The organism is Pseudorhodobacter sp. MZDSW-24AT, assembly GCF_002794355.1.
Lineage (GTDB): Bacteria > Pseudomonadota > Alphaproteobacteria > Rhodobacterales > Rhodobacteraceae > Pseudotabrizicola.
This window is the reverse complement of record NZ_PGOI01000008.1, coordinates 563,241-589,236: the sequence shown is the minus strand read 5'-3', so window position 1 is coordinate 589,236 and position 25,996 is coordinate 563,241. Positions and strand designations below refer to the sequence as shown.

The 25,996-nt window shown below is 67.6% G+C and carries 20 protein-coding genes; 11 read left to right on the top strand and 9 right to left on the bottom strand.

Translation table 11 applies throughout. The features are described from left to right. Positions 1 to 183: 183 nt before the first annotated feature. The 3 genes from CUR21_RS12420 to CUR21_RS12410 all read right to left on the bottom strand — a co-directional run bounded on the left by CUR21_RS12420 (position 184) and on the right by CUR21_RS12410 (position 3,667). Positions 184 to 1,485, bottom strand: coding sequence for a surface lipoprotein assembly modifier (locus CUR21_RS12420; protein ID WP_100197322.1), 1,302 nt, complete (start codon positions 1,483 to 1,485; stop codon positions 184 to 186). A 156-nt stretch (positions 1,486 to 1,641) separates the two neighbouring features. After that, complete coding sequence (locus CUR21_RS12415) at positions 1,642 to 2,625, bottom strand: transferrin-binding protein-like solute binding protein (RefSeq protein ID WP_100197321.1); 984 nt, start codon at positions 2,623 to 2,625, stop codon at positions 1,642 to 1,644. Positions 2,626 to 3,010: 385 nt separating this feature from the next. Next, positions 3,011 to 3,667, bottom strand: a complete 657-nt coding sequence (locus CUR21_RS12410) for a GntR family transcriptional regulator (RefSeq protein ID WP_100197320.1) — start codon at positions 3,665 to 3,667, stop codon at positions 3,011 to 3,013. A gap of 116 nt (positions 3,668 to 3,783) precedes the next feature. On the opposite strand from CUR21_RS12410, the gene CUR21_RS12405 reads away from it, so the two are divergent. The 9 genes from CUR21_RS12405 (at position 3,784) to CUR21_RS12365 (ending at position 15,836) form a co-directional block, all read left to right on the top strand. After that, positions 3,784 to 5,883: a hydantoinase/oxoprolinase family protein gene (locus CUR21_RS12405; RefSeq protein WP_100197319.1), complete on the top strand. Its 2,100-nt coding sequence runs from the start codon at positions 3,784 to 3,786 to the stop codon at positions 5,881 to 5,883. Further along, complete coding sequence (locus CUR21_RS12400; RefSeq protein WP_100197318.1) at positions 5,880 to 7,472, top strand: hydantoinase B/oxoprolinase family protein; 1,593 nt, start codon at positions 5,880 to 5,882, stop codon at positions 7,470 to 7,472. Before CUR21_RS12405 ends, CUR21_RS12400 begins: the two co-directional genes overlap by 4 nt. 64 nt (positions 7,473 to 7,536) lie before the next feature. Beyond that, on the top strand, positions 7,537 to 9,066 hold the full coding sequence (locus CUR21_RS12395; RefSeq protein ID WP_100197317.1) for an ABC transporter substrate-binding protein: 1,530 nt from the start codon (positions 7,537 to 7,539) through the stop codon (positions 9,064 to 9,066). 9 nt (positions 9,067 to 9,075) lie between these two features. Continuing rightward, a complete protein-coding gene (locus CUR21_RS12390) occupies positions 9,076 to 10,035 on the top strand; it encodes an ABC transporter permease (protein WP_100197316.1) in 960 nt (319 codons plus the stop codon). Continuing rightward, the gene (locus CUR21_RS12385; protein WP_100197315.1) at positions 10,032 to 11,888 is read left to right on the top strand and encodes a dipeptide/oligopeptide/nickel ABC transporter permease/ATP-binding protein; all 1,857 of its coding nucleotides are present in this window, start codon (positions 10,032 to 10,034) and stop codon (positions 11,886 to 11,888) included. The genes CUR21_RS12390 and CUR21_RS12385 overlap by 4 nt, the downstream gene beginning before the upstream one ends. Next, a complete protein-coding gene (locus CUR21_RS12380) occupies positions 11,888 to 12,877 on the top strand; it encodes an ABC transporter ATP-binding protein (protein WP_157792005.1) in 990 nt (329 codons plus the stop codon). Before CUR21_RS12385 ends, CUR21_RS12380 begins: the two co-directional genes overlap by 1 nt. Further along, complete coding sequence (locus CUR21_RS12375) at positions 12,874 to 13,587, top strand: SDR family NAD(P)-dependent oxidoreductase (RefSeq protein WP_100197314.1); 714 nt, start codon at positions 12,874 to 12,876, stop codon at positions 13,585 to 13,587. The genes CUR21_RS12380 and CUR21_RS12375 overlap by 4 nt, the downstream gene beginning before the upstream one ends. Position 13,588: 1 nt before the next feature. Next, complete coding sequence (locus tag CUR21_RS12370) at positions 13,589 to 14,917, top strand: FAD-binding oxidoreductase (protein ID WP_100197313.1); 1,329 nt, start codon at positions 13,589 to 13,591, stop codon at positions 14,915 to 14,917. Between the two features lie 109 nt (positions 14,918 to 15,026). Next, a complete protein-coding gene (locus tag CUR21_RS12365) occupies positions 15,027 to 15,836 on the top strand; it encodes a creatininase family protein (RefSeq protein WP_100197312.1) in 810 nt (269 codons plus the stop codon). A gap of 58 nt (positions 15,837 to 15,894) precedes the next feature. Here the strand turns inward: CUR21_RS12365 and CUR21_RS12360 are convergent, their stop codons facing one another. Beyond that, positions 15,895 to 16,815, bottom strand: a complete 921-nt coding sequence (locus tag CUR21_RS12360) for a LysR family transcriptional regulator (RefSeq protein WP_100197311.1) — start codon at positions 16,813 to 16,815, stop codon at positions 15,895 to 15,897. Positions 16,816 to 16,850: 35 nt separating this feature from the next. Here CUR21_RS12360 and CUR21_RS12355 point away from each other — a divergent pair, with 35 nt between their 5' ends. Then, entirely contained in the window at positions 16,851 to 17,783 is a 933-nt protein-coding gene (locus CUR21_RS12355; protein WP_100197310.1) for a glyoxylate/hydroxypyruvate reductase A, read from the top strand. Positions 17,784 to 17,834: 51 nt separating this feature from the next. Here CUR21_RS12355 and ggt read toward each other — a convergent pair whose 3' ends face one another. Both ggt and CUR21_RS12345 read right to left on the bottom strand, forming a co-directional pair. Further along, positions 17,835 to 19,487, bottom strand: coding sequence for a gamma-glutamyltransferase (gene ggt, locus CUR21_RS12350; protein WP_100197309.1), 1,653 nt, complete (start codon positions 19,485 to 19,487; stop codon positions 17,835 to 17,837). Beyond that, entirely contained in the window at positions 19,484 to 20,452 is a 969-nt protein-coding gene (locus tag CUR21_RS12345; protein ID WP_232622775.1) for a LysR family transcriptional regulator, read from the bottom strand. The genes ggt and CUR21_RS12345 overlap by 4 nt, the downstream gene beginning before the upstream one ends. Positions 20,453 to 20,510: 58 nt before the next feature. Here CUR21_RS12345 and CUR21_RS12340 point away from each other — a divergent pair, with 58 nt between their 5' ends. Next, positions 20,511 to 23,372 carry an FAD-binding and (Fe-S)-binding domain-containing protein gene (locus tag CUR21_RS12340; RefSeq protein ID WP_100197308.1) on the top strand — a complete coding sequence of 954 codons (2,862 nt, stop codon included), beginning with the start codon at positions 20,511 to 20,513 and terminating at the stop codon, positions 23,370 to 23,372. On the opposite strand, the gene CUR21_RS12335 is transcribed toward CUR21_RS12340, so the two are convergent. From CUR21_RS12335 to CUR21_RS12325, 3 genes are all read right to left on the bottom strand, one after another. Beyond that, the gene (locus CUR21_RS12335) at positions 23,369 to 24,676 is read right to left on the bottom strand and encodes an MFS transporter (protein ID WP_100197307.1); all 1,308 of its coding nucleotides are present in this window, start codon (positions 24,674 to 24,676) and stop codon (positions 23,369 to 23,371) included. The genes CUR21_RS12340 and CUR21_RS12335 overlap by 4 nt on opposite strands. Next, positions 24,676 to 24,933 carry a metal-sensing transcriptional repressor gene (locus CUR21_RS12330; RefSeq protein WP_100197306.1) on the bottom strand — a complete coding sequence of 86 codons (258 nt, stop codon included), beginning with the start codon at positions 24,931 to 24,933 and terminating at the stop codon, positions 24,676 to 24,678. The genes CUR21_RS12335 and CUR21_RS12330 overlap by 1 nt, the downstream gene beginning before the upstream one ends. 65 nt (positions 24,934 to 24,998) lie before the next feature. Further along, positions 24,999 to 25,904, bottom strand: a complete 906-nt coding sequence (locus tag CUR21_RS12325) for a DMT family transporter (protein WP_232622774.1) — start codon at positions 25,902 to 25,904, stop codon at positions 24,999 to 25,001. Positions 25,905 to 25,996 lie beyond the last annotated feature (92 nt).

Here is a 25,996-nt window from a genome sequence, read left to right as displayed (position 1 = left end):
ATCCCCCCCGAGCCGCGCCGGGAAACCTTTGTCCCGTCCTGCACTGTCTCATCGCACTCATAAACACCCCGCACAGATCCAAAGGGTATCAGTTTTTCGGCGGTTTTTGCAAAAATTCCGCGCGGCATGTCTCGGGGCTCCCGCACCGCGCCACGGGCCTGTCCGGCAGGGCGCCACATCGGCCTAGAACCGCCGCGCCAGCGACAGGCCCACATCGGTGGTGGTCAGGTCATGCAAGGGAATGGTGCTGGCTTGCCATTTGCGGGTGAGGCTGATTTCGGGGCGCAGCCCGTGCAGGACAAAACGCTCATGACTGAGGCTCAGGCGCAGGCTCCGCACCTTGTCCTTTCGGGCGAGGTCAAAACCGGGATAAACCGCATCATAGCGATTGCGCCCGGCATAGGCCGACAGGCCCAGCGTCAACCCTCCGGCGGTCTGCGTCGCCACGCCCAGCACAAGGCCCAGATCGCGATGCGCCAGATGCGGGGCGGCCGCCGTTTCCCGCAGCATGGGCGCTTCGGCAAAGAGCGTGGTGCGCTTGCCCACCGCCCAATGCACCCCGGGCACCAGACTGGTCAAGGTGCCCGAGCGGAACGGCGCCTGCGGATAGTCTTGCCGCAGCCAGTCTCCCGTCAGGGTCAGTCGCGCCCGGGGTGACATCAGCCACGCGCCTGCCATACCAAGGCCCACCTGCCGCCGCGCCAGCCCCCCCGATTGCCGCAACAGCGCCAGACGCGGGCCAAAGCTCACCTCGGCCCGCGCGCTGCGATACGCGGCGGTCAGCCTCAGGGAAAGCTCGCTTTCATGCGGCTTCAACGCCGTGTCAAACAGCCGACGGTCCAGCGAGGCCGCTGCCGTGGCCGTCCACGCCCGCCCCAAAGTCCACGACCGCCACGCGGTCACGCCCAGCGCCACCCCGGTTCCGCGCGCCTTGCGTGACGCCGGGTCCAGCACGAACGGCACCCCGCCCAGCATCACCGTCTCGGCCGAGGCGCCGCCCGTGATATTGCTTGATGGCAAAAGCGAAAACCGCAGCGCCACCCCGCCGCGCCGGGCGCCCTCGCTCAGCGCGGTCTGATCCAGCAGCGTGTCGCGCAACTGGGCATCCTCGGTCATATTGGCCAGACGGCGGGCCTGTGCCAGCGCTGGCCCCCGCCGCCCTGCCGCATGCAGCGCCTGCACCAGCGCCAGCCGCGAGGGCGCAAAGCCCGGCGCGATATCGACGATGGCGTCAAAGATTTCCACGGCCTTGCCCGCATCGCCTTGGCGCAGCGCAATCAGCCCTTCCAGATGCGCCCGGTGCAGCGCGGCATCGGCGCGCCCCGCCACCTCTGCATCCAGAATGGCCCGCGCGCGGACCACATCGCCGCGCGCGAGGCTTTCGGTCAAGGCCCGACTCTGTGCCCCTGCGACATCAGACAGCCCGGCGAGCGTCAGGATCAAGGCGCAAAGCCCGATCCACAGGCGTGATATGGTGAATGACATGATGTTCCCCAAGATTTTGCAAAAGGGTGGTGCGGGCGCGACTTGGGGACGAGCCCGCACCTGACCCCGCCCCACCGCAGTCACAGCGGGTCGGGGTCATCTGTTCACGCCCCCAAGCGCGTGCGTCCAAAGCCAGACACTGCCAAGGATCTGCGGCTATCTCTGGCCCGAGAAAAAGCCCCAGCCCACATAGCCTTGGCCCGTCTCCGCCGCTGTGCCCTGCAACGAAAGGCCGCCGCCGACTTCCCCGGCCCCCACGCCAAAGAACGTGCCCGAATAGCTTGATCCTGCCGCAACCGTGCCAATGGCGCTGGTAAAGCCGCTGTCTGCGCGCACCGCTCCGGTAAAGCCGTTGCCGGAAATGGCCGTCCGCTCCAGCGTCAGGCTGCCCGGCACCGCCGACCATGTGCGGGTCGGGTCCTCGGCCTGCGGGGGGCGGCCTTCAAGGCGGTTGATCGCCCCAGAAACCGTGCCCGCCCCGAAATTCGCGGTCATCTCAAGGTCACCCCGCGCTTCGGACACGTCTTCGCTGAAGCTGTTGAACCCGGTGGTCGGGGCCACCCGAATGCGGCTGCGCCCGGTATAGGTCGCGGTCGGCAAGGCCGACAGCGTGGCCGCATCCGTCTCGGTCCCCACGACCAGAAACCCTTGCCGGCCCGTGCCACCTTCGGCCGCATTGACGTAATAGTCAAAGACCATGCTGGCATCGGGCCGCGTCGGGTCCAGTTGTTCGGCCATCGAATCCGCGCTCCATGCCCAGATCCCGGCTTCCTGATCCTCGCTTTCATAGCCATAGCCGTCCTCGGACAGATCGCCCGGCGCAAAGACAATGGTGCTTCCGCCCGCCACCAAGGTCAGCGCCCCGCTCTCATTGCGCGAAACCTTGGCGGTGGTGTCCGGCGACAGACGGGCCGTTTCGGCCTCGAAATCGCGCGTGATGCCTGATGATGTCCGCTGCGAGGCGGTCAGCGTGGCCCCCTCGGCCAGCACCTCGGCACTGCTGCCCTCCGAGGCCAGAACCTGATCCGCAGGCGCATTGCCTGCGCGGCTCGCCACCATTCCCCCGCCGCTGCCCCCGCAGGCCGACAGCAGTGCCGACGTGCCCAGCAGCATCGCCACATAACATCCACGATTTCTCATGGTGAACCCCTTTCCCTGATGAAAACCCCAAGTCGTGATCAGGCCTCCGCCGATCAGGTCACAGCTTGGCAGCGTCACCGTCAGCGCAGCGTCAACCGGCGCGAAGTCAAAGGGTTAACGTAAGGTAAAGTGATTCGCGGCGCCCGCATCCGGGTGACAGGCCCGCACCGCGGGGCGGCAGTCTGCGCTCTCGCGCGGCGCAATCTGCGGCAGGCGGTTTTTGCGCAGCCCAAGGCCGCGCCATAAGAAAATTCTTCCCCGTCACAAAAGTTTTGGATTGGACGCGTCCCTCCCCCCCGGTGTCGGATGGGGACACACCCGCCATCGCTGCCCGCAGGACCGAAAGCCCCAGATGCGCCGCCCCCATGCCCTCCCGTCGCACGGCCTAGCCGACCAGCGCCTCGCTCTTGCGGGGCAGGGGTTGCAGATGCGCTTCCAGCAAGGCCAGCGCCGCCGCCTCGTCATGGTGCCGCAGCGCCTCGATCAAGGCGCGGTGTTCGCGCTCGATCTTGTCGGTCTTGCCCAGACCCAGTTGCAAGGACAGCATGGAAATCCGCGTCAGGTTGGCCTCAAGGCTGTCAAACACCTGCAACAACACCACATTCCCCGAGGCCTTCACCAGCGCCTGATGGAATTGCCGGTTCAACTCCGCGCAGGCCAGCAGATCCTTGGGCGACACAGCCTCGTGCCGCGCGCAAATCTCGGCCATCTCCTCGGGCACGGTGCGCCGCTCCCGGCAGATCCGCGCCACGGCATGGCTTTCGACCATCAACCGCACCTCGAACAGATCATGCATTTCCGTGGCCGACAGCGGCTTGACCAAAGCCCCGCGCCGCGCATGCAACTCCAAAAACCCCTCCGCCGCCAGCCGGTTCAGCGCCTCGCGCACCGGCGAGCGCGAAACCCCCGCCAATTCGCAGGCCTGCGCCTCCTCGATAAACTGGCCGGGCGCAAAGTCGCGGTTCAGAATGCCTGCCCGCACCGCCTGATAGGCGCGTTCCCGGGCAGAGGCGGCAGGGCGGGTGTCGTCTTGTGTGGTCATGGCGTTCCTCTTGCCTCTGAATCGGCTGTCTTGCGCGCGGCGTCAAAAAAAATCTTTACGCTTGGACCATCTTTGTATTGTATACATGAAGTAGACAGCAAGAGGACTCGTTGACCATGATGGATGGCGCCCCAAAGTTCGATCCTTCTGGCCGCTGGCGGGTGGGGGTGGATTCCGGCGGCACCTTCACGGATGTCTGCCTCTTTGACGAAACCTCCGGCGCCATCGCGGTCTGGAAGGTCTCCTCCACCCCCGACGACCCATCCCGCGGCATCGCACAGGGCGTGGAGGAGGGGATGCGCACCTGCGCTGGCGCGCAAGAGGGGCCGGCGGCGGCGATCTCTTACCTTGGCCATGGCACCACCGTCGCCACCAATGCGCTGATCACCCATCGCGGCGCCAAGGTGGGTCTTGTCACCACCGCGGGCTTCCGCGATCTGCTGGAAATCGGCCGCCAGAAACGCCCCGATCTTTACGACCTGTTTGCCAGCAAACCGCCCATTCTGGTGCCGCGCGATCTGCGGTTCGAGGTGGCCGAGCGGATGCTGCACAGCGGCGCGGTCTCCCTGCCGCTGGACGAAGCCGCCGTGCGCCAGGCCGGGCAGGCCCTGCGTGAGGCCGGGGTGGGCGCGGTCGCCGTGTGCTTTCTCTATTCCTTCATCAACCCCGCCCATGAACAGGCCGCCTGCCGCATCCTTGCCGAGGAATTGCCCGGTGTCTTTCTCTGTGCCAGTCACCAGATCGCCCCCGAATTCCGCGAATTCGAACGGCTGTCCACCGCCACCGTGAACGCCTACCTTGGCCCGATCATGCACCGCTACATCAGCCGCCTGACGCCGCGCCTGCACGCGCTGGGCCTGCCCGTCGCGCCGCATCTCACCCAGTCCAACGGCGGGGTCGTGCGCTTTGAAACCGCCGCCGAAACCCCGGTGCGCGCGGTGCTCTCGGGCCCGTCCACCGGCGTGGTGGCGGCGCAAGCCATCGGCGCGCAGGCCGGATTTGCCGACATCATCACCTTCGATATGGGCGGCACCTCCTCGGATGTCGCGCTGATGGCGGGCGGGCAAACCGCGCGCACCCATGAAAGCACCGTGCACGGCTACCCGATCAAGGCGCCGATGCTCGACATCCACACCGTCGGCGCAGGCGGCGGCTCCATCGCCTCGATCGATTCCGGCGGCTTGCTCAAGGTCGGCCCCGAAAGCGCGGGCGCCGATCCCGGCCCCGTCTGCTACGGCCGCGGCGCCACCGACCCCACCGTGACCGACGCCAATATCGTGCTTCAGGTGCTCAACCCCACCCATCTGCTCGCAGGCCGGATGGCGGTGCGCCGCGATCTGGCCGTCGCCGCCATCACCCGCATGGCCGACACCCTCGGGATGGAGGTGATGGACACCGCCCAAGGCATCATCTCGGTGGTCACCGCCAATATGGCCAAGGCGATCCGTGTGATCTCGGTCCAGCGCGGCCACGATCCGCGCGCCTATGCGCTGATGGCCTTTGGCGGCGCAGGCCCCTTGCATGCCGTGCGTCTGGCGCAGGAACTGGGCATGACCCGCGTGATCGTGCCCCGCAACCCCGGCATCTTATGCGCCATGGGCCTTTTGCTCACCGATCTGCGCGCCGATTTCGCCACCACGCGGCTGGTGCCGCTGGATGCGGCTGATCTGCCCGCCATCGCCGCCGCCGCCGCGCAGGTCGCGCGTGAGGCCGAAGCATGGTTCACCGCCGAAGCCATCGCCCCTGAAAGCCGCCGTGCGCTGCGCAAGATCGACATGCGCTACGAAGGACAAAACTACGAACTCTCGATCCCGGTCCCCGATGGCCCGATCACCGAAGCCACCCTCGCCACCCTGCGCGAGGGCTTCACCGAGGCCCATAAGCGCCTTTATGGTTTCGCGGTGAATGACGAACGCATCTTCTGTGTCACTTTCCGCGCCGAAGCGCTGGGTCTGGTGCAAAAGGCCCAATTGCCGCGCCGCGCTCTTGGCCCTGCGGATGCCAGCGCTGCCATCACCGGCACCCGCCCGGTCTGGTTCCCCGAAACCCGCGCCTTCACCGAAACCACGCTGATCTCGCGCGAAAGGCTCGCCCCCGGCATGGCTTTCGCAGGCCCCGCGATTGTCGAGCAGATGGACACCACCACCCTCGTCCCTCCCGGAGTCACCGTGCGGGTCGATGAAATCGACAACCTGATCCTCGAGGTGCCGAAATGACAACGCCTTCCCCCCTCGATCCGATCACCGTCGAAGTCATCGGCGCCGCGCTTTCCTCGATTGTCGAGGAAACCGGCGAGGCGCTGGTGCGCGCTTCCTATTCCACCAACATCAAAGAGCGGCGCGACTGCTCGACCGCCCTCTTCGACCGGGAAGGCCGCACCCTGTGCCAAGCCGAGCACATTCCGGTGCATCTGGGCAGCTTTCTCGATTTCATCCCGATGGTGCTGGCCGGGCACGATGCCAGCGGCATCCAGCCCGGCGATGTCTTCATCGGCAATGATGCCTATCGCGGCGGCGGCACCCATCTGCCCGATATCGTGCTGGCCGAGCCGATCTTCGTGAACGACACCCTCTCCGCATGGACGGTGAACCTCGCGCATCATTCCGATTTCGTCGACCGGGCGCATGCGCATATCTATCAGGAAGGCTTGCGGATTCCGCCCATCCGACTCTACCGCGCCGGGCAATTGCAAACCGATGTGCAGGATCTGATCCTGCTCAATTGCCAAGTGCCGCGCGAACGTCTGTCTGACCTGCGCGCCCAGATGGCCGCCAACCGCGTGGGCGTGCAGCGCTTTCAGGATCTCTGCGCCCGCTATGGCGTCGAGACCGTGCTCGCCTCGGGCCGCGAACTCCTCGATTATGCCGAGCGCAAGATGCGCGCGGGCATCGCGGCGCTGCCCGATGGCCAATGGCGCTTCGAGGATGTGTTCGACAATCTCGATTTTGACGCGCCCATCCCGCTGGCCGTCACCGTCACCATCGCGGGCGATCAGATCGACCTGTCTTTTGAAGCCCCGCCTCAGGTCCGCGCGGGCATCAACATGACCCGCACCGCCCTTCTGGCCACCGTCTATTACATCGTGAAATCGGTGGTCGACCCCACGGTGCTGCCCAATGCCGGGCTTGCCCGCCCCATCACCGTGCGCGCGCCCGAAGGCTCCATCCTCAATTGCAGCCATCCGGCAGCTGTCAATGGCCGCGTGCAAACCTGTCAGCGGGTGGCCGACCTGATCCTCGGCGCGCTGGCGCAGGCTGCCCCACAGCGGGTTTCGGCCTGCACCAATTCCACCTGCACAGTAGCGCTCTTCTCGGGCACCCGGCAGGACGGCCCGCTCAAGGGCAGCTATTGGGTCTATCTGGAAACCATCGGCGGCGGCGGTGGCGCGCGTCCCGATGCCCAAGGCCTTGACGGCATCCATGTGCATGCCACCAACACCTCCAACCTGCCCGTCGAGGCGCTGGAAGTCGAATATCCGCTGATCCTCGAACGCTATGAACTTGTCGATGGTTCGGCGGGCGCGGGCCGCCACCGGGGCGGCATGGGCCTGCGCCGCGTCTACCGAGCCACCGAAGATTGCATGGTGCGCGTCGACATCTCGCGCAACCTCTCGCGCTCTTGGGGGCTCGACGGGGGCGGGGCAGGGGGCCACGGCAGCTTTGCCACCAGCCCCGAAACCCCCGCCTTCGACCGGGGCCAAGGCCTCTTGCGCGCGGGCGAATGGCTCGAAGTCATCACCCCCGGCGGCGGCGGCTACGGCACGCCCGAAGCAGACCGCGCCGCGCTGGAGATCGCCGCACAATAACAGACCGACCTCACCCAACCCAAGGGCCGCTCAAGAGCTCGCACATTCAGCAAGGAGTTACACGATGACCAATGGATTGAACCGCCGGCACTTCCTCGCAACCTCCCTCGCGGCCGGGGGCTTGGGCTTTCTGGGCACCCGCGCGGCCCTCGCGCAAGAGGGCGGCACCCTGCGCTTCGCCCTTTCGGCCTTCCCGCCCAACTTCGAGGCCTGGACCTCCACCGGCACGGCCGCAGGCACCATCAAGCTTCTGATGCACCGCGGCCTGCTCAGCTATGGCCCCGATGGCATGTTGCGCGGCGAACTCGCCGAAAGCTGGGAAACCGATGCCGAGGGCGCATGGGTGTTCAAGCTGCGCGAGGCCAAGTGGCACGATGGCTCGCCCGTCACCGCCGAAGACGTGGCATGGACCATCGCCGAGGTCGCCAACCCCGACAACGCCGCCTTCCGCCAAGGCCAGCTTGCCATGATCACCGCCGTCGAAACGCCGGATGCCCGCACCGTGCGCATGGTCACCGAAGAACCGCTCGCCGTGCTGCCCGGCTGGTTCGCGCATTACCACATGCCCATCCTGAAAAAGGGCGAGCCCAAAGACACCCAGATCGGCGCTGGCCCCTTCATGCTCGATGCCATCGACCGGGGCGTGTCGCTCAGCCTCAAGGCGTTTGACGGCTACTACAAGGAAGGCCTGCCCAAGCTCGCGGGCATTCAGGCCATCGTCTATGCCGATGAAAACCTGCGCGTGGCCGCACTTCAGGCGGGCGATGTGGACCTTGCCGAATATGTGCCATGGCAGGCGATGGATCAGGTCGAGACCGACAGCGCGCTGAAGCTCGATGTGGTGGATGGCCCCTTCATGTATCTCACCTTCAACGGCAGCCGCGCGCCCTTCGACAATCCGCTGGTGCGCCGCGCCGCAGCCCATGCGATCAACCGCGCCGACATCGTCGCCGCCGCCTTTTTCGGGCGGGGCGGGGCGCTTGAACATCTGCCGATCGCCGAAGGCTCGGAATTCTACAACGCCGAATTCGCCAACGCTTGGAATTACGATCCCGAAAAGGCCAAGGCCCTGCTGGCCGAGGCGGGCTATCCCGACGGGTTTGACTGCACCATGCTCTCCACCGCGCAATATGGCATGCATCAATCCACCGCCGAAGTCTGCCAAGCCTATCTTTCGATGATCGGCATCAACGTCACCCTCGATTTGCCCGAATGGTCCAGCCGCGTGCAAAAGGGCAACGAAGGCCAATATGACTTGGCCATCATGGGCACCACCGCCGACAACAACGACCCCGATGGTCTGGTCAGTGTTGTCGATGGCAGCCTGCCCAACAATTTCGTGCGCAGCTTCGGCATGCCCACGCCGGAAATCACCGCGCTTTTCGCCCGTGGCCGCGCCGCCTTTGATCCGGCGGAACGTCAGGCGATCTACCGTGAACTCGAACAGGTGGCCATCGACACCGCCCCGATCGTCGGTCTGGCGTGGCGCGCGCAAGGCTATGGGATGAAATCCAACGTCAACGGTTTTGCCAACCTTCCCGGCCAACTCACGTTCTATTCCGGCATCACGCTGGAAGAAACCTTCTTCGGCTGATCCCCCGGCATGTTGAGATATATCGCCTATCGCAGCCTTGTGGCGCTCTTCCTCGTCTGGCTCGTCGTCAGTCTGGTGTTCCTTCTCTTGCACCTGATCCCCGGCGATCCGGCAGAGCTTCTGCTCAGCCAAGGCAGTCTGGCCGCCGATCCGGCCGCCGTTGCCGCCTTGCGCGAAAGGATGGGGCTGAATGACCCCCTCTGGCGGCAATATCTCGACCATCTGGGCGGTGTTCTTACTGGTGATCTGGGCACATCCTTCCGCGATGGCGCCCCGGTGGCCGAGCAAATCGCCCTGCGCCTGCCCCGAACGCTGGAAGTGATCGGGGCAGCCACTCTTCTGGCGGCCCTCCTCGGGGTGCCGCTGGGCACCTATGCCGCCGTGCGCGCCGGGGGCAAGGCCGATGGCCTGCTCTCGCTCTTGTCCTCCATCGCGCTCTCCACACCGGTCTTCGTCGTGGGCTCGGTCGCCATCCTGATCTTCGCGCAAAAGCTGCAATGGCTGCCCGCCGGGGGCTTTGTCTCCTTCTCCGAAGACCCTGTGCAGCACCTCAAGCTGCTGATCCTGCCCGCCTCGGCGGTCGCCATCAGCCTCTGGGCCGTCATCACCCGCATGACCCGCGCCACGGTGATCGAAGTGCTTGAACGCGATTACGTCCGCACCGCCCGCGCCAAGGGCCTGTCCCGCGCGCCCATCCTGCGCCGCCATGTCGTGCGCAACGCCATGATCCCGGTGCTCACCATCACCGGGCTGGAAATGGGCACCCTGATCGGCGGCACCGTGCTGGTGGAATTCGTGTTCAACTGGCCGGGCCTTTCGGGCTACCTCGTCTCGGCCGTCGATGCGCGCGACTACCCCGAGGTGGTCGGCATCGTCATCGTCATCTCCATGCTGTTCGTGTTTCTCAACCTCGCGGTCGATGTGGTCAACGCGCTGCTGGACCCGCGCATCTCGCTGGTGAAATCATGACCCGCACCACCCGCAAGCTGCTGCTGCCCGGCACCCTTATCGGCCTGATCCTCGCGGTCATCGTGCTGGCCCCGGTGCTGCCGCTCCATGACGTGCGCGCCATGGATGTGCCCAACCGCTTTGCCGGACCCTCGGCCGCGCATTGGCTGGGGCAGGACGAGTTCGGCCGCGATGTGCTGGCGCGCCTGATCTGGGGCGGGCGCGCCTCGCTGTTTATCGCGGTCGGCTCGGCCTTGTCGGCGGCGGTGCTGGGCACCCTCCTCGGTCTGCTCGGCGGCTATTTCCGTGGTGTGGTCGAAGCGCTCACCGTGCGCGCCTCCGAGGTGATCCTTTGCCTGCCGCCGCTGCTGCTGGCGCTTCTGGTCGTCACCATCCTTGGCGCGGGCACCGGCCCGCTGATGGTGGCGCTCACGCTGCTCTACACGCCCAATTATGCCCGTGTGGTCTATGCCGCCACCCTGCAAGTGCGCGCGCTTGATTTCGTCACCGCGCAGATGGCCATGGGCGCGCATCCGCTTGCCATCCTGTGGCGCACCATCCTGCCCAATGTCATGCCGCCGCTTTTGGTGCAGATGTCGCTGGTGGTGGCCTCGGCCATGATGATCGAAAGCGGGCTCAGCTTTCTCGGCCTTGGCGTGGTGCCGCCCACGCCCTCATGGGGCCTGATGATCCGTGCCGCGCGCGGCGCGATGGAGGTATCTCCTCTTCTGCTGTTGTGGCCCTCGCTGGCGCTTGCCGGCACCATCCTGATCTTCAACTTGCTCTGCGACCGCCTCCAAGCGGTGCTCGACCCGCGCAACGTCACCGCAGGCGGCGCGCTTTGGCTGCGCAAGGGGCCGCGCCGTGCCGCTCTGCCCGCCGTTCCCGCCGCCACCGATGGCCCGCTTCTTGCCATCACCGACATGGCGATCTCGGTCAACACCTCCGAGCGCAGCCTTGAACTCGTCCGCCGCGCCGATGTCAGCGTGCACTCGGGCGAGACGGTGGCACTGGTCGGCGAATCCGGCTCTGGCAAAACCCTCACCAGCCTTGCCCTGATGGGCCTGCTGCCCGATCAACTGGGCATCAGCCGCGGACAGGCCTTGTTCCGGGGCCGCGATGGCCGCGTCACCGATCTGGCACAGCTGGACGAAGACGGCTTCCGCCGCTTCCGGGGCGCCGAGATCTCCATGGTCTTCCAAGACGCCGCCGCCGCCCTCAACCCCGTGCACCGCATCGGCGACCAACTGGCCGAGGCCCTGCGCGACACTGGCGATGCGCAAGAGATCTCGCGCCGCGTCGTGGATCTTCTCCGCCACGTCGGCATCCCCGATCCTGAACGTCGCCAGCGCGCCTATCCGCATGAATTGTCGGGCGGCCAGCGCCAGCGCGCGATGATCGCGCTCGCCGTCGCCAACGCGCCCCGCTTGCTCATCGCCGATGAACCCACCACCGCGCTTGATCCCACCATTCAGGCCCAGATCCTGCATCTGTTCCAGAAGCTGAAATCCGACACCCCCGATATGGGCCTGATCTTCGTGACCCATGATCTGGCGGTCGTCGCCGAAATCGCCGACCGCGTGGTGGTGATGTATGCGGGCGAGGTGGTGGAATCCGGCCCCGTCGCGCAGGTCTTTGCCCGTCCGCGCCACCCCTATACTGCGGCGCTGATCGCCTCGGTGCCTGAAGGGGCTGCCGATCGGCTGGTGGCCATCCCCGGCACCGTGCCGCCGCCCAATGCCATGCCGCCCGGCTGCCGCTTCGCCCCGCGCTGCGCCCATGCCCTCCCGGCCTGCTCTGCCGCGCCACCCGGAGCCGAACGGCCCGATCCGGCGCGCATCACCCGCTGCATCCGCTGGAAAGAGGTGACCTGATGCTGGACATGCCCTCCACCGACACCCCTCTGGTGCAGGCCCGTGGCCTTGGCCGCAACTTCCCGCAGCGGCAGGGCCTCTTGGGCCGGGCCCGCGATGTCTGGGCGGTGCGCGATGTCTCGCTCTCCATCGCGCGCGGCGAAACCGTGGGCGTCGTCGGCGAATCCGGCTGCGGCAAATCCACCTTGGGCCGCATGATGCTGGGCCTCGATACGCCAACGCGCGGCCAGATGCTCTTTGAAGGCCGCGATCTGGCCAGCCTCGCAGGGGCTGAAAAGCGCCGCCTTTCGCGCCGGATGCAAATGGTGTTTCAAGATCCCTTCGGCTCGCTCGACCCACGCCGCACCATCGGCGCCCAGATCGGCGACGGGCTGCGCATCCACCAGATCGTGCCGCGCCACGATATCCGGGCCGAGGTCGCGCGCCTGCTCGATCAGGTTGGCCTGCCCAGCGCCGCCGCCGAGCGTCGGCCGCATGAATTCTCGGGCGGTCAGCGCCAGCGCATCGCCGTGGCCCGCGCGCTCTCCACCCGGCCCGATTACATCGTGGCCGATGAACCCGTCTCGGCGCTCGATGTCTCCATTCAGGCGCAGGTCGTCAACCTGCTGATGGACCTGCGCCGCGACCTTGATCTGGCGATGCTCTTCATCAGCCATGATCTGCATGTGGTGCGCCATCTCTGCACCCGCATCGTGGTGATGTATCTGGGCCGCATCGTCGAAGAAGGCCCCGCCGACAAGGTCTTCGGCGCGCCCGCACATCCCTACACCCGCGCCCTCCTGTCGGCGACTCCGTCCTTGCACCCGCGCGACAAGGACAGCCTGCACGGCGTGCTGCCGGGCGAACTCCCCAGCCCCGCCAACCCGCCCTCGGGCTGCCCTTTCCGCACCCGCTGCCCGGTGGCCGAGCCACAATGCGCCGCCGCCGTGCCCGACTTTCGCACGCTCGCCCCCGGCTGGAAGGCCGCCTGCATCAAGGCAGGCGCATGACCGCCCCGGTCGCCATGATCACGGGCGCCAACCGTGGCATCGGGGCCGCCATCGCCCGCGCGCTCGCCGGGCGCGGCTATCGCCTCGCACTCGCTCTGCGCGACACGGCCAGCCTGCCCGAGGATCTGCGCGCCCTCGATCCGCTCCTGATCCCCTACAGCGCCGAAGACCCCGCCGCCGCCCGTGCCTTTGTCGACGCCACCCAAACGCAGTTTGGCCGCATCGACGCGCTCGTGAACAACGCGGGCATCGGCGGCCCGCTCGAGCTGATGCCCGACCCGGCCCAGCCTGATGACCAGATGGAAGCCATGCTCGACCGCCTCCTGTCGGTCAACGTCAAGGCCCCTTTCCGCCTGACGCGCGCGGCACTCCCGGCGCTGTGCCGCGCGGGGCAGGGCAGGGTGATCGTGATGGCCTCGCTCTCGGGCAAGCGGGTGCTCGGCCTGAATGCAGGCTACCAGATGACCAAACATGCCGCCGTTGCGCTGGCCCATGCCACCCGCCGCGCAGGCTGGGACCATGGCCTGCGCGCCTGTGCCGTCTGCCCCGGCTTTGTGGCCACCGATCTCACCCGGCACCACGATCTGCCCCGGCACGAGATCACCGATCCCGCCGATCTCGCGCGCCTCGTCGCCGACATCGTCACCCTGCCCAACACCGCCAGCGTGCCGGAACTGATGGTCAACTGGCGCTATGAGCCGGGATTCTGACATGCACCCAAACATCGACCCCGTGCCCTCCGATGACCGCCTGCCAGCGCAGGCCGATCTGGTGGTGATCGGCGGCGGCATCATCGGCTGCGCTGCAGCCCTCTGGGCCGCCGAACAAGGCCTCCGCGTCGTGATCCTCGAAAAGGGCCGCATCGGCGCCGAGCAATCCGGGCGCAACTGGGGCTGGGTCCGCCGCATGGGCCGCGCCCGCGCCGAATACCCGCTGGGAATCGCCAGCCTTCGGCTCTGGGACGGGCTGAACGCCCGCACCGGGCATGACACCGGCTTTCGCCGCAGCGGCATCGTCTACGGCGGCACCACCCCGGCCGAGCATCGCTGGCTCGATACGGTGGCGCAAGACGCGCGCGATTTCGGCATCGACCTGCGCCGCCTTGGCCCCGCCGACATGGCCAGCCTCTTCCCCGGCGCAACTTTGGGCGATCTCTCCGGCGTGCTCTCGGCCGATGATGGCCGCGCCGAACCGGCGCTTGCCACCGCCGCCATCGCCAAGGGCGCGCGCAAGCACGGTGCCCAGATCTTCACCGCCTGCGCCGCACGCGGGCTGGAAACCTCTACCGGGCACGTCAGCGCCGTCGTCACCGAGCGGGGCCGCATTCTGACCCATGCGGTGATCCTTGCCGCCGGGGCATGGTCGCGGCTTTTTGCTGGAGCTTTGGGGCTCAACCTGCCGCAACTGCGCATCCGCGCTTCGGTCCTGCGCACCGGGCCGGTGGCGGGCGGCCCGCGCCTGACCCTTGGCACCGGGCGCTTTGGTCTGCGCCCCCGGCTGGACGGTGGCTATACCATCGCGCTGCGCGGCCGGTCCCGGGTGCAGATCACCCCCGATGCCTTCCGCCTGTTGCCGCAGTTCCTGCCCGGCCTGCGCCAGAACTTGGGCGACCTCTCCCTCACCCTCGACCACAGCCTCTGGCAAGGCCTGACCACGCCGCGCCGCTGGCCCGCCGAGGGCCGCACCCCGTTCGAAACGGCGCGCGTGCTCGACCCAAAGCCGCAAAGCCGCAGCCTCTCCGCCGCCCTGCGGGCCGTCACGGCCGCATTCCCCGCCTTCCGGGGCGTTCCCGTCGCTGAACGCTGGGGCGGCATCATTGATGTCACCCCCGATGGCGTCCCCATCATCGACCACGCCCCCGGCCTGCCGGGGTTGGTCATCGCCACCGGCTTTTCCGGCCATGGCTTCGGCATCGGCCCCACCTCGGGGCAACTGGCCGCCGAACTCGCCATCGGGGCTGCCCCGCTGGTCGATGCCGCCCCCTTCGCGCTGGCCCGCTTTCGCCTGACCCAAGCCCCCACCCTTGGCGCAAACACCTGACATTACAGAAAGATTTTTCCGATCCCCCTTCAAATCCTTTGAATTGGACAGCGGCGCGCCGCGTCTCTTTCATCCCTCACACACAGACCAAGATCACGGGAGACACGACATGATCGACAAGATCCGCATGGCCGAACTGACCTCGCAAGAGGCACGCGAGCATTTGGATGCAAAGGCCGTGGTGCTTTTGCCCATGGGCTCGCTCGAAGATCAGGGCATCCATGCCCCGATGGGCGATTATCTCGCCGCCGACCTGATGGCGATGGAAATTGCCAAGGCCGCGCGCGCCGATGGTGTCCCCACCTTTGTGGCCCCCGTCATCCCCTTTGGCGGCAAGGATTACTTCGACTCCAGCCACGGCGGCATCTCGATCAGCAATGCCACGCTGGTGGCCTTGCTCGATGACATGTTTGGCTGCCTTGACCGTCACGGCATCCGCAAGCTGATGATCGTCAACGGCCACGGCGGCAACGTCCCCGCCATCACCGAAGTCGCCTTGCGCTGGCGGCAAAAGGCCGGGCTTTTCGTGCCGTCGATGTATCTCTGGCAGGTGGCTTATGGCGAATTGCCCGCGCTGATCGGCAAGGAAAAGGCCGCGAAATCCTCGGGCCATGGGGGCGATCCGCTCACCTCGGTGGGCCTGCATTTCTACCCCGATCTGCTCCGCCCCGATCTGATGCGGCCCGCACCCACGGGCACCACCGTCAAGGGCCTTGCCATCTCGGGCTTCTCCACCATCACCTATGACGGTGCCAAGATCCAAGTTCCGATCGAGGCGCTGGAGGCCACCGAAACCGGCGCCTATGGCTGCGACCCGCATCTTTGCTCGGCCGAAACCGGCGCCGCGCTGGTCCAGCGTCTGGCGTCCATCGGTGCCGGTCTGGTGCGCGACCATGTTGCCAAGGGCCTGCACGACTGATGCCCCGCCGCCGCCGGGCCAGACACCGCGCCCGGCGGCTTCTTATCCTTCCGGCCCCTCAACCTTCCGGCCGTGCCAGAAAGGACGTGTATCGCGGATGCTCTGCGCACCATTGCTCGCACACCTCACGCGCCATGCTCAGCACCAAGTTTACCTGCGTGCGGCGGGCGCGGTTCACATGGGTGCAGGCCACATCCAAAGGCGCAATCGCCTCTGCCACCGCGATCTCCACCAGATCGCCGCGCGCCAGATCGGCCTCCAGCGCGGCCAGCGACAGGGCCGAGGCGCCATAGCCCTGCCGCACCATCTCGCAAATGGTGGCCAGCGCATTGCCGTAATGGCGCGGCGCGGGCTGCGAATGCATCTCGTCGATGTATTCCGCCACCGGGTTGAACAGCGGCGAAGTCTTTGGATACAGCACCAAGGGCAGGTCCCGCAGCGCCGCCCGGCTCATGGGCAGCGCCCGCCCTGCAATCACATCGGGCCGCGCCACCCAGCCCACGGTGAACCGGGTCGTGAAGTCCGCCCCCGGCACCCGCGAGCCGCTGGCGGTAAAGGCAAGGTCCAGCGTGCCCGCATCGATAAACCGGCGCAACTGCAAGTCAGACCCGGAATAGATGTCCAGCAGGATCTCGGGATGCGCGGCCGCCATCCGCTGCCGCAGCACCGGCCCCCAGGTGATCGCGATCATCCCCGCCAGCCCCAGCGACAGGCGCAGCTTTTGCTTGTCCAGCAGACGGGCATTCATCGTTTCGCGCAGGTTCAGGAACTGCAACGCGAATTCCGCCACCTCCATGCCCTGATCGGTCAGCCGGAACCCCGGCGCATCGCGGTCGATCAGCACCTTGCCGAGATCCGTCTCCAGCGACTGGATGCGCGCCGACACCGCTGGCTGCGTCAAGCCCAGCCGCTCGGCCGTCTGCCGGTAATTCTGAATCTGGCTCAGCCAGTAGAAGGCTTCAAGCTGTTTGAAATTCATTGCATCCTCCTGCCCGAACCGAAGAAAGACCCGATATGAAAGCTGCCATCTACCTGCCGTCCCAAGACAAGACCCAATGGTGGGTCGACATGCTGCAATCCTTGCTGCCCGAGATGCAGGTGGTCGCGCTGAACCCCGAAGACAGCCCGGAAACCGTCGATGTCGCCGTGGTCTGGCGTCCGCGCAGCGGCGATCTCGCGCGCTTTCCCAACCTCAAGGCCATCGTCTCCATCGGGGCAGGGATCGATCATGTGCTGGCCGACACCGCCTTGCCGCAAGGCGTGCCGATCATCCGTACCGTCGGGGATGATCTCACCCAGCGCATGCGCGAATATGTGGCGCTGCATGTCCTGCGCCACCACCGCGACATGCCGCGCCAGTTGCGCGCGCAGGCCGAGCGGGACTGGCATGCCATCGTGGTCCCCGTCGCCCCCAACCGCACCGTCGGTGTGATGGGCCTTGGCAACCTTGGTGCGGCCTCCGCCCGCACGCTGGCAGGCTTGGGCTTTGCCACGCGCGGCTGGTCGAAATCGCCCAAAACCATCGAAGGCGTCACCTGTTTTTCGGGCGCCGAAGGGCTGAGCGCGTTCCTCACCGGCTGTGACATCGTGGTGAACCTCCTGCCGCTGACGGACGAGACCAAAGGCATCCTGAACGCCGATCTCTTTGCCCGCCTGCCCAAGGGCGCCTGCGTCATCAACTGCGCGCGCGGGCCGCATCTGGTGGATGCCGATCTGCTGGCCGCCCTCGACAGCGGCCAGATCAAGCAAGCCACGCTCGATGTCTTTCATGTCGAGCCGCTGCCCGCCGATCATGCCTTCTGGACGCATCCTGCCGTCACCGTCACCCCCCATGTCGCCTCGCAGATCGATGCGGAAACCGGCGGGCGCATCATCGCGGCCAACCTGCGCACCTTTGCCGAAACCGGCACCTGCGCCGATGTGGCCGATGCCCAGCGGGGCTACTGACCGCCCGCCTGTCGTCTTGCATCGCGGCGGGGCCCCCCGGGCCCCGCTGTGTCAGATGTGAAAGGCCACCCCCGCCTCGGCCAGACCGCCGCCCAGCGCCGAGACCGTGCCATCCGCCCGCCAGCAGGCCGCGCCCGTCATCTCGCCGGTGTCGCCAAACACGATCGCATTCATCCCCCCGGCCACATGCGGCACCACCACCACCTCGTGCCCCATCGCGCGCAGCGCGTCCGCCTGATGCGCATAGCCCGGTTCCAGTTCCAGATGCGCGCCTTCCGTCCACAGGCGCGGCGCCTCCACCGCCTCTTGCGCGCTCATGCCATGGTCGATCAGGTTCACGATCGCCTGCATCGCCGACGGAAAGATGCGCAAGGCCCCCGGCAACCCCAGCGCAAAGCGCGGCCGGCCGTCCTTCAGCACGATCATCGGCGCCATCGAGGTCGGCACCCGCTTGCCCGGCTGGATCGACATTGCCTTGCCCGGATGCGGATCAAAATTATACATGTAATTGTTCGGAATGATCCCGGTGCCCGGCACCATGATCCGCGCCCCGAACAGGAAGTTGATTGTATGGGTGGCCGACACGATGTTCCCCATCCGGTCCGCCACCGTCACATGCGTGGTGTTCTGGCTTTCCTGCGCGGGCGGCACCGCCTTGGCCCCTCCGCTCTCCCGCACCCGCGCCCGACACGCGACCCCGAACGCCTTTGAAATCAACCGCGCCACCGGAATATCCACGAAATCCGGATCGCCCGAGGCCGCGCGGCGGTCTTCAAAGGCAATGCGGATCGCCTCGGCCAGCAGGTGCAGCCGCCGTGGATCGTCAAAGGCCATGGCGCGCAGGTCGAACCCTTCCAGCAGGTTCAGCATCTGCGCCACATGCACCCCGGACGAGGCCGGGGGCGGTGGCCCCACGATGTCGAACCCGCGATAGGTGCTGAAAATCGCCTCCCGCACCCGGGGGGTATAGGCTTGCAAATCCTCCATCGACACCGTGCCGCCGTCTGACAGCCGGTCCACCAGCGCGCGGCCCAAGGCCCCGCCATGCAGCGCCGCCGCGCCGTCGCGCGCGATCAGCCGCAGGCTTTCGGCATAGTCCCCCATCACCATCCGGTGCCCGGGCAGGGCAGGGCGCCCCTCGGGCAGGAACAGCGCCGCCATCCCGGCATCCTGCGCCAGATCATCGGCATGCCGTTCGATATTCGCCGTCAGATAGGACGTGACCCGAAAGCCGCCTGCCGCCAGCCGGATCGCGGGCTCTATCACATCCGCCCAGTCCAGCGCCCCATGCGCGGCCTGCATCGCGTGCCATCCGGCCAGATTGCCCGGCACCGCCACCGCCGCCGCCCCCACCAGATTGCGCCGCCCTTCCGTCTCCATGTAATCGGGCAAGCGGTCCGACACCGGGCGGAACATGTCGGGCCGCGCCGCCGCCCCGGCATGCGACAGGCAGTCATACACTTCATGCGCCCCCGCCGCCGTGCGCAGATGCGCGATGCCGCCCCCGGCGATGCCCACCATCATCGGCTCCACCACCGTCAGCGCCAGCAGCGCCGCCACCGCCGCATCCACCGCATTCCCGCCCGCCGCCAGCATCTCATGCCCCGCCGCCGACCCCAGCGGATGGTTCGTCACCACCATCCCCCCCGAGCCTGTGGCAGGCGCCTTGCGGCAGACGAATGGCAACGCGGGGGAATGGGTCATGGCATCGGTCCTGTGTCCAAGGGGTCAGGGGCGTCCGGCGTGCCGGTCAGGATCGGCACCCGGTCTTCCAGCAACGCCACAAAGGCGCGCGCGGCTTCGGTCAAGGGGCGGCGGGCAGGCTCCAGCAGATACAGCGTCCGCCACAGATCCAGCCCGCGCAGGTTCACAAAGGCAATCTGCGGGTCGCGGAACAGGGTCACCGCATTGCGCGGCAACAAGGCCACGCCCAACCCCGCCCGCACCATGCACAGTTGCGCGATGGTGGAATGCGCCGCCAGTCGCGGCGTCAGAAAGTCACGCGGCACCGCCGCGCAGCCCGCGAGCAGATTCTGCGTGCCGGTGTCCGGGTCCAGCCCGATCAGGCTCCCGGCGTCGATCTCCTCCAGCCCCACCGCTGCGCGTCCGGCCCACGCGTGATCCGCCGGGCAGGCAAGCCCCACCGGGTCGCGCAAGATCGCCCGCTGCCGCAGATCGGCCGAATGTTGCGAGCGCCCGGCAATCGCCAGATCCAGCCGTCCTTCCGAAACCATGCCCGCCAGCCGCTCGGCAATGTCATCGTGCAAGGTGCAGCCCAGACCGGGCCGCCCGCGCAGGAAATCCGCCAAGACCGGCGCGACCAGTTCCGAAATCGCCGAAGGCGACGCGCCCAGCAGCAGCGTGCCCTGTTCCAGCCCCGTGCTTTGCCGCAAGCGGCTCACCGCGCGGGCCATGCCTTCCAGCAAAGGTTCGGTGTCGCGCAGAAAATCCTGCCCCAGCGGCGTGATCGTCGGCGGCCGCGTCCGCCGGTCAAACAGCGGCGCGCCCACATGCGCCTCCAGCTGCCGGATCATCTCGGACAGCGCCGATTGCACCACCCCCAGATGCTCTGCCGCACGGCTGAACGACCCTTCCGCCGCGATCGCATGCAGCGCGCGCAGATGGCGAAAGTTTATGTTCAGATTTTCCGTGTCAATCTTCATCATCATCTGAATTTATGATACTATCGCCTGTGACACAACACATTCGTGAAAGCGCCCCGGCAAAATGACGACCTCTTTCCTTCTGTCTGCGGACAAGCGCAGCGCCCTTGTCACCGCCTTGCAGGCCGCGGGCTTTCGCGGCGCGCTCGAGGCCGACACCGCGCTGCGCGCCGCCATGTCCACCGACAATTCGGTTTATCAGATCACCCCCGATCTGATCGCGGCACCGCGGGATGCGCAGGATATGGTCACCTTGCTGTCGGTTCTTGACACGCCCGCCTTTGCCGATGTGCCCGTTACCGCGCGGGGCGGCGGCACCGGCACCAATGGGCAAAGCCTGAATGCCGGGCTGATCGTCGACACGCGCCGCCATATGTCCGGGCTGATCGCCCTCAACGCCGCCGAAGGCTGGGCCGATGTGCAGCCCGGCATGGTTCTGGATGATCTCAATGCCCAGATCCGCCACAGCGGCTGGTTCTTCGCGCCCGAAACCTCCACTTCCACCCGCTGCACCATCGGCGGCATGGTCAGCACCGATGCCTCGGGCAAAGGCTCGCGCGTCTATGGCAAAACCTCCGACAACCTGCTCGGCATCGAAATCGCCCGCCCGCAAGGCTTATTGTTCAGTGGCGATGCGCCCCCGGATTGGGCGCAGCCCATGCTCGCCGCCGCCGAACAGGCCGCCCGCGCCGGGCGTGCCGCCTTCGTGCAGGCCACGCCCCGCCTCAACCGCCGGTTCACCGGCTATGATCTGGAACGTGCCTGCCCCGAAGACGGTGGCTTCGACTGGTGGCGGCTGTTCCCCGGCTCCGAAGGCACGCTGGGCCTCATCTCGCGCATCCGCGTCAAGCTCACCCGGATCGAGCCGGAAAAGCGTCTGATCGTCGCCGCCTTCACCAGCCTGCGGGCCGCGCTCGCCTCGGCGCCGCCGCTTCTGGCCGCCAATCCCACCGCCATCGAGGTGATGGACGAACAGGTGCAGCATCTGGCACAGCAGGCCGGTCTTCTGAACCGCCTGCCCGCCGCGCTGCGTCCGGGGCAGGGGGCGCGGCTTGCCTATGTCTTTGTGGAAATCAACGATGCCACCCCCGCCAGCGCCGAGGCCCGGGTGCAAGACTGCCACGCCATCCTAGCCCGCCTCCCCGGCATGGGCGCGCTTTATGTCGCCGCCGATCTGGCCGAGATCCGGGCGCTCTGGGCGGTGCGCTCGGCGGGCGTGGGCCTTCTGGGCAAGGTGCAAGGCCGCGCCCGCCCCGTCGCCTTTGTCGAAGATACCGTGGTGCCTCCCGAAAACCTCCCCGCCTTTGTCGATGACTTCCTCGCCCTTCTCGCCGCCGAGGGTGTCAGCTTCGGCCTCTATGGCCATGTCGATGTCGGCTGCCTGCACATCCGCCCCGCGCTCGACATCGACAGCGCAGCCGACCGCGCGCGCCTCTTGCGCATTTCCGATGCCGTCTACGCCCTCACCCGCACCCATGGCGGCATCTTCTGGGGCGAACATGGCAAGGGCGTGCGCGGCGCCTATCTGCGCGACTGGATCGGCCCGCAAGCCTATGCCGCGCTGCAAGGCGTCAAGGCCGCCTTCGATCCCGCCGGGCGCTACAACCCCGGCAAGCTGGTGGATGCGGGCGACCGCATCATGGGCATCGCCACCACCCCTTTCCGCGCCTTCAACGCCCCCGAGGACGATGCGCTCGACCTTGCCTTCCGCTGCAACGGCAATGCGCAATGCCTCAGCTATGCCGCCAGCACGCCCATGTGCCCCTCGTTCAAGGCCAGCGCCGATGTGCGCCACAGCCCCAAGGGCCGCGCCGATGCCCTGCGCGCTTGGCACAGCGCCCGCCGCAGCAACGCGCCCGATCTCGCCACGCGCGAGGCCGATCTGCGTGGCGTGCTCGACACCTGCCTTGGCTGCAAGGCCTGCGCCTCCAGCTGCCCCGTGCAGGTGGACATTCCCTCCATGCGCAGCGCCTTTTACGCCGATTACCACCGCCGCCACCGCCGCCCTCTGGCCGACCGTCTCACCCTGATGGCCGAGCGTCACAGCCCGCGCGTGCAGCGCCTTGCGCCGCTGCTGGCCCCGCTCTGGCCGCTCGCCGCCCGCATCGGCGAGGCGCTCACCGGCACCACCGATCTGCCGCGCCGCCTCGCGCCCCGCCCGCAGCAGGCGCTCACCGCCGCTGACCTTGGCCAGCCTTTGCCCGCAGGCACCGTCATCCTCGTGCAAGACTGGTTCAGCGCGCTCTTCGATCCGCAAGCCGCGCAGGATGCGCTGGCAGGCCTCCGCGCGCTGGGCTACCAGCCTCGCCTTCTTGACATGCGCCCCGGCGGCAAGGCCGCGCATGGCATGGGCGACATGGCAGGCTTTACCCGCATGGCCCGCCATCTGGCCGACCTTCTGCACGCCGCCGCCCGCACCGGCGCGCCGCTGGTCGCCTTTGAGCCCGCCTTCGGGATGATGCTGCGGCAAGACTATGCCAAGGCGGGCATCGCCGTGCCAAAGGTGCGGATGGCGCAGGAATTCCTGCGCGACGAACAGGCCGCCGGTCGACGCTTCCCGCAGGCGACAGGGCAGGCCACGCTTCTGGGCCATTGCACCGAAACCACCGCCCAGCCGAACAGCGCGCAAGATTGGACCGATGTCTTTGCCGCTCTTGGCCTCACCCTTGCCACCCCCGCCACCGGATGCTGCGGCATGGCCGGGCTCTTTGGCCACCAAAAGCGCCACCAAACCACCTCGCGCCGCCTGTTCGATCTGTCATGGCGCGCGCCGCTGGACAGCGCCGATCCGGTGGTTGCCACCGGTTTTTCCTGCCGCTGCCAGTCGCAGCGCTTTGCGGGCACCGCGCTGCGCCACCCCCTTGGCCTGATCGCCGAGCGTCTGGCCCCCGACCCAGCTCCCGCGCCAGCCCCCGACACGCCCTAGGCCGGCTTCGGCCAGCGCGGGTGCAGCCGGTCGATCACAAAGGCATGCGCATGCGCCGCCCCATGGTCACGCAGATGCGGGTGATCCGGGGGCAGGTCGGGATGCGCATGCGCCACCGCGCCCGGCTCCCGCCGGGGCCAGATCCAGCCCACCGCCAGCAGCGCCACCGCGCCAAGCACCGCCAGCACCAGCGCCACCGCGCTTTGCCCGATCTCCGCCCCCAGCCGTCCGGCCAGCGGATAGGTCAGCAACCAGCAGGCATGGCTCAGCGCGAATTGCGCCGCAAACACCGCGCCCCGGTCTTCCGCGCGCGCCGAGCGGCTGATGATCCGGCCAATCGGCGTCTGCGTCAGCGCAAAACCAAAACCGATCGCCCCCCACAGCGCCATCAGCCCTGCCAGCGACCCGATCAGCGGCACCAGCGCGACCCCGCCCACCATCAGCGCCGCCCCCGCCAGCATCACGCTGCGGTCGGCCTCCCGGCGCAACAGGCGCGGCAGCAGCACCGCCGCCACGATCGACCCGGCCCCAAAGCCGGCAAAGGCCAGCGCCACCGCCTGCGCTCCCAACCCCAGCCGCGCCTGCACCAGCACCACCGTGTTGACGTAGATCATCGCGCCCGCCGCCGCCACCGCCAGCTCCATCACCATCAGCCCGCGCAACCGCGGCGTGGCCAGATAGATCCGCAGCCCCTTGGTCACATCTGCCCAGAACGCCCCGGTCTGCCCCGCCTGTCGTCCCGGCACCCGCGCCGTCGCCACCAGCAGCGCCGATCCGACAAAGCCCAGCACGGTGCCCAGAAACAGCACCGGAAAGCCGATCACCGTCAGCAGCAGCGCCGCCAGAATGGGCGAGGCCAGTTGCTCCAGATCCTCGGCCAACCGCAACAGCGACAGCGCCTGCGTATAGTCGCCCTCATCGGGCAGCACATCCGGGATCACCGCCTGAAACGCGGGCGTGAACCCGGCCGAGGCCGCCTGGAGCAGGAAAATCAGCACGTAAATCTGCCAGACCTGATCGACAAAGGGCAGGCAAAAGATCACCGCCGCCCGGATCAGGTCCAGCCCCACCAGAAAGGCCCGGCGCGGCAACCGCTCGGCAATCGCCGCCGCCACCGGCGCAAGGCCCACATAGGCCACCATCTTGATCGCCAGCGCCGTGCCCAGCACCGCCCCGGCGCTCTCTCCCGCCAACTCCCACGCCAGCAGTCCCAGCGCCACTGTCGCCAATCCGGTGCCCACCAGCGCCACGATCTGCGCGGCGAACAGAGAGCGGAACGTCGGATGGCGCAGCGGCTCCAGCATCACAGCAACCTCGTCAATGCCTTGATCTCATTGAGGTCGTGCGGCGACTCACCGGTCACGCAATGATCGATATGGTCATGAATCAACGCGCGCTTGGCCGCCGCCACGGCCCGCTCCACCGCCTGCAACTGCGTTGCCAGATCCACACAGGGCCGCCCTTCCTCCATCATGACGATGACACGGCGCAAATGCCCTTCGGCACGGCGCAGGCGGGTGGCAATGGCGGGGTGGCTGCGGTGCACATGGGGCTCTGTCATGCCCGCAGGCTATCCCCCCGGGGGGGATAAGGCAAGCCGGCGGATGCGCCCTCGAACGCGCGCGCTCAGCCCAGCGCCAGCACCAGCATCACCACCGAGGCCGACACCAAAAGCACCCCCGTGACCTCGCGCAGGCCAAGGCGCTCGCGGAAATACAGCACCGAAAACAGCAGCGTGAAAATCACCTCCACCTGTCCCACCGCCCGCACATACGCGGCATTCTGAAGCGAAAACGCCGCGAACCAGCCCAAAGAGCCCAAAAGCCCCGTCACGCCCACCGGCCCTGTCTTGCGCCAGCCTTGCAACACCCGGCCAATCTGCCCCGGCTCGCGCAGCGCCAGCCACAACGCCATGATCACCGATTGGCTCAGCGTCGCCACCGCCAGCGCGATCAGCGCCCGCAGCAGATAGGGCGCAGGCTCCAGCGCCAGCGTTGCCCCGCGATAGCTGATCGCCGCCATCGCGAACAACCCGCCCGCCGCCAGCCCCATCGCCACCGGCTTGCCCGCAAAGGCCGTGCTGCGGTTGGCGGGCAAGGACAGGAAGATCAGCCCCAACACCCCCACCGCCATGGCCAGCCCTGCGGCCAGCGAAATGCGCTCACCCAAGATCAGCGCGCCCGCCAGCGCCACCTGCAAGGTCTCGGTCTTGGTAAAGGCAATGCCGGTGGCAAAGCTGCGCATCCCCATCAGCCGCACCGTCAATTCGGTTGCAATGATCTGCGCCACGCCCCCCATCAGCACAAAGCCATAAAAGCCAAGGCCCGGGCTTGGCGGCACCACCCCCAGATGCAGCGCCAGCCCCAGCGCCGCCGCCGTTGCCAAGGGGGCGGCAAACAGAAAGCGCGCAAAGGTGGCGCCGCCGGGCGACAGCCCCGTGGCCCCCAGCGCCTTTTGCAGCGCAAAGCGCAAGGTCTGCGCCAGCGCCGCGAACACGGTGAAAACGATCCAGATCTCCATGCCACCTGTCATGCCACGCGCCCTCGTCCGGGGCCAGCGTCGCGCGCCTGTGCCGTGCGCGGGGCAGGGCGCTTCGCCATGGCCACGCCTGTGACCTCACGGCC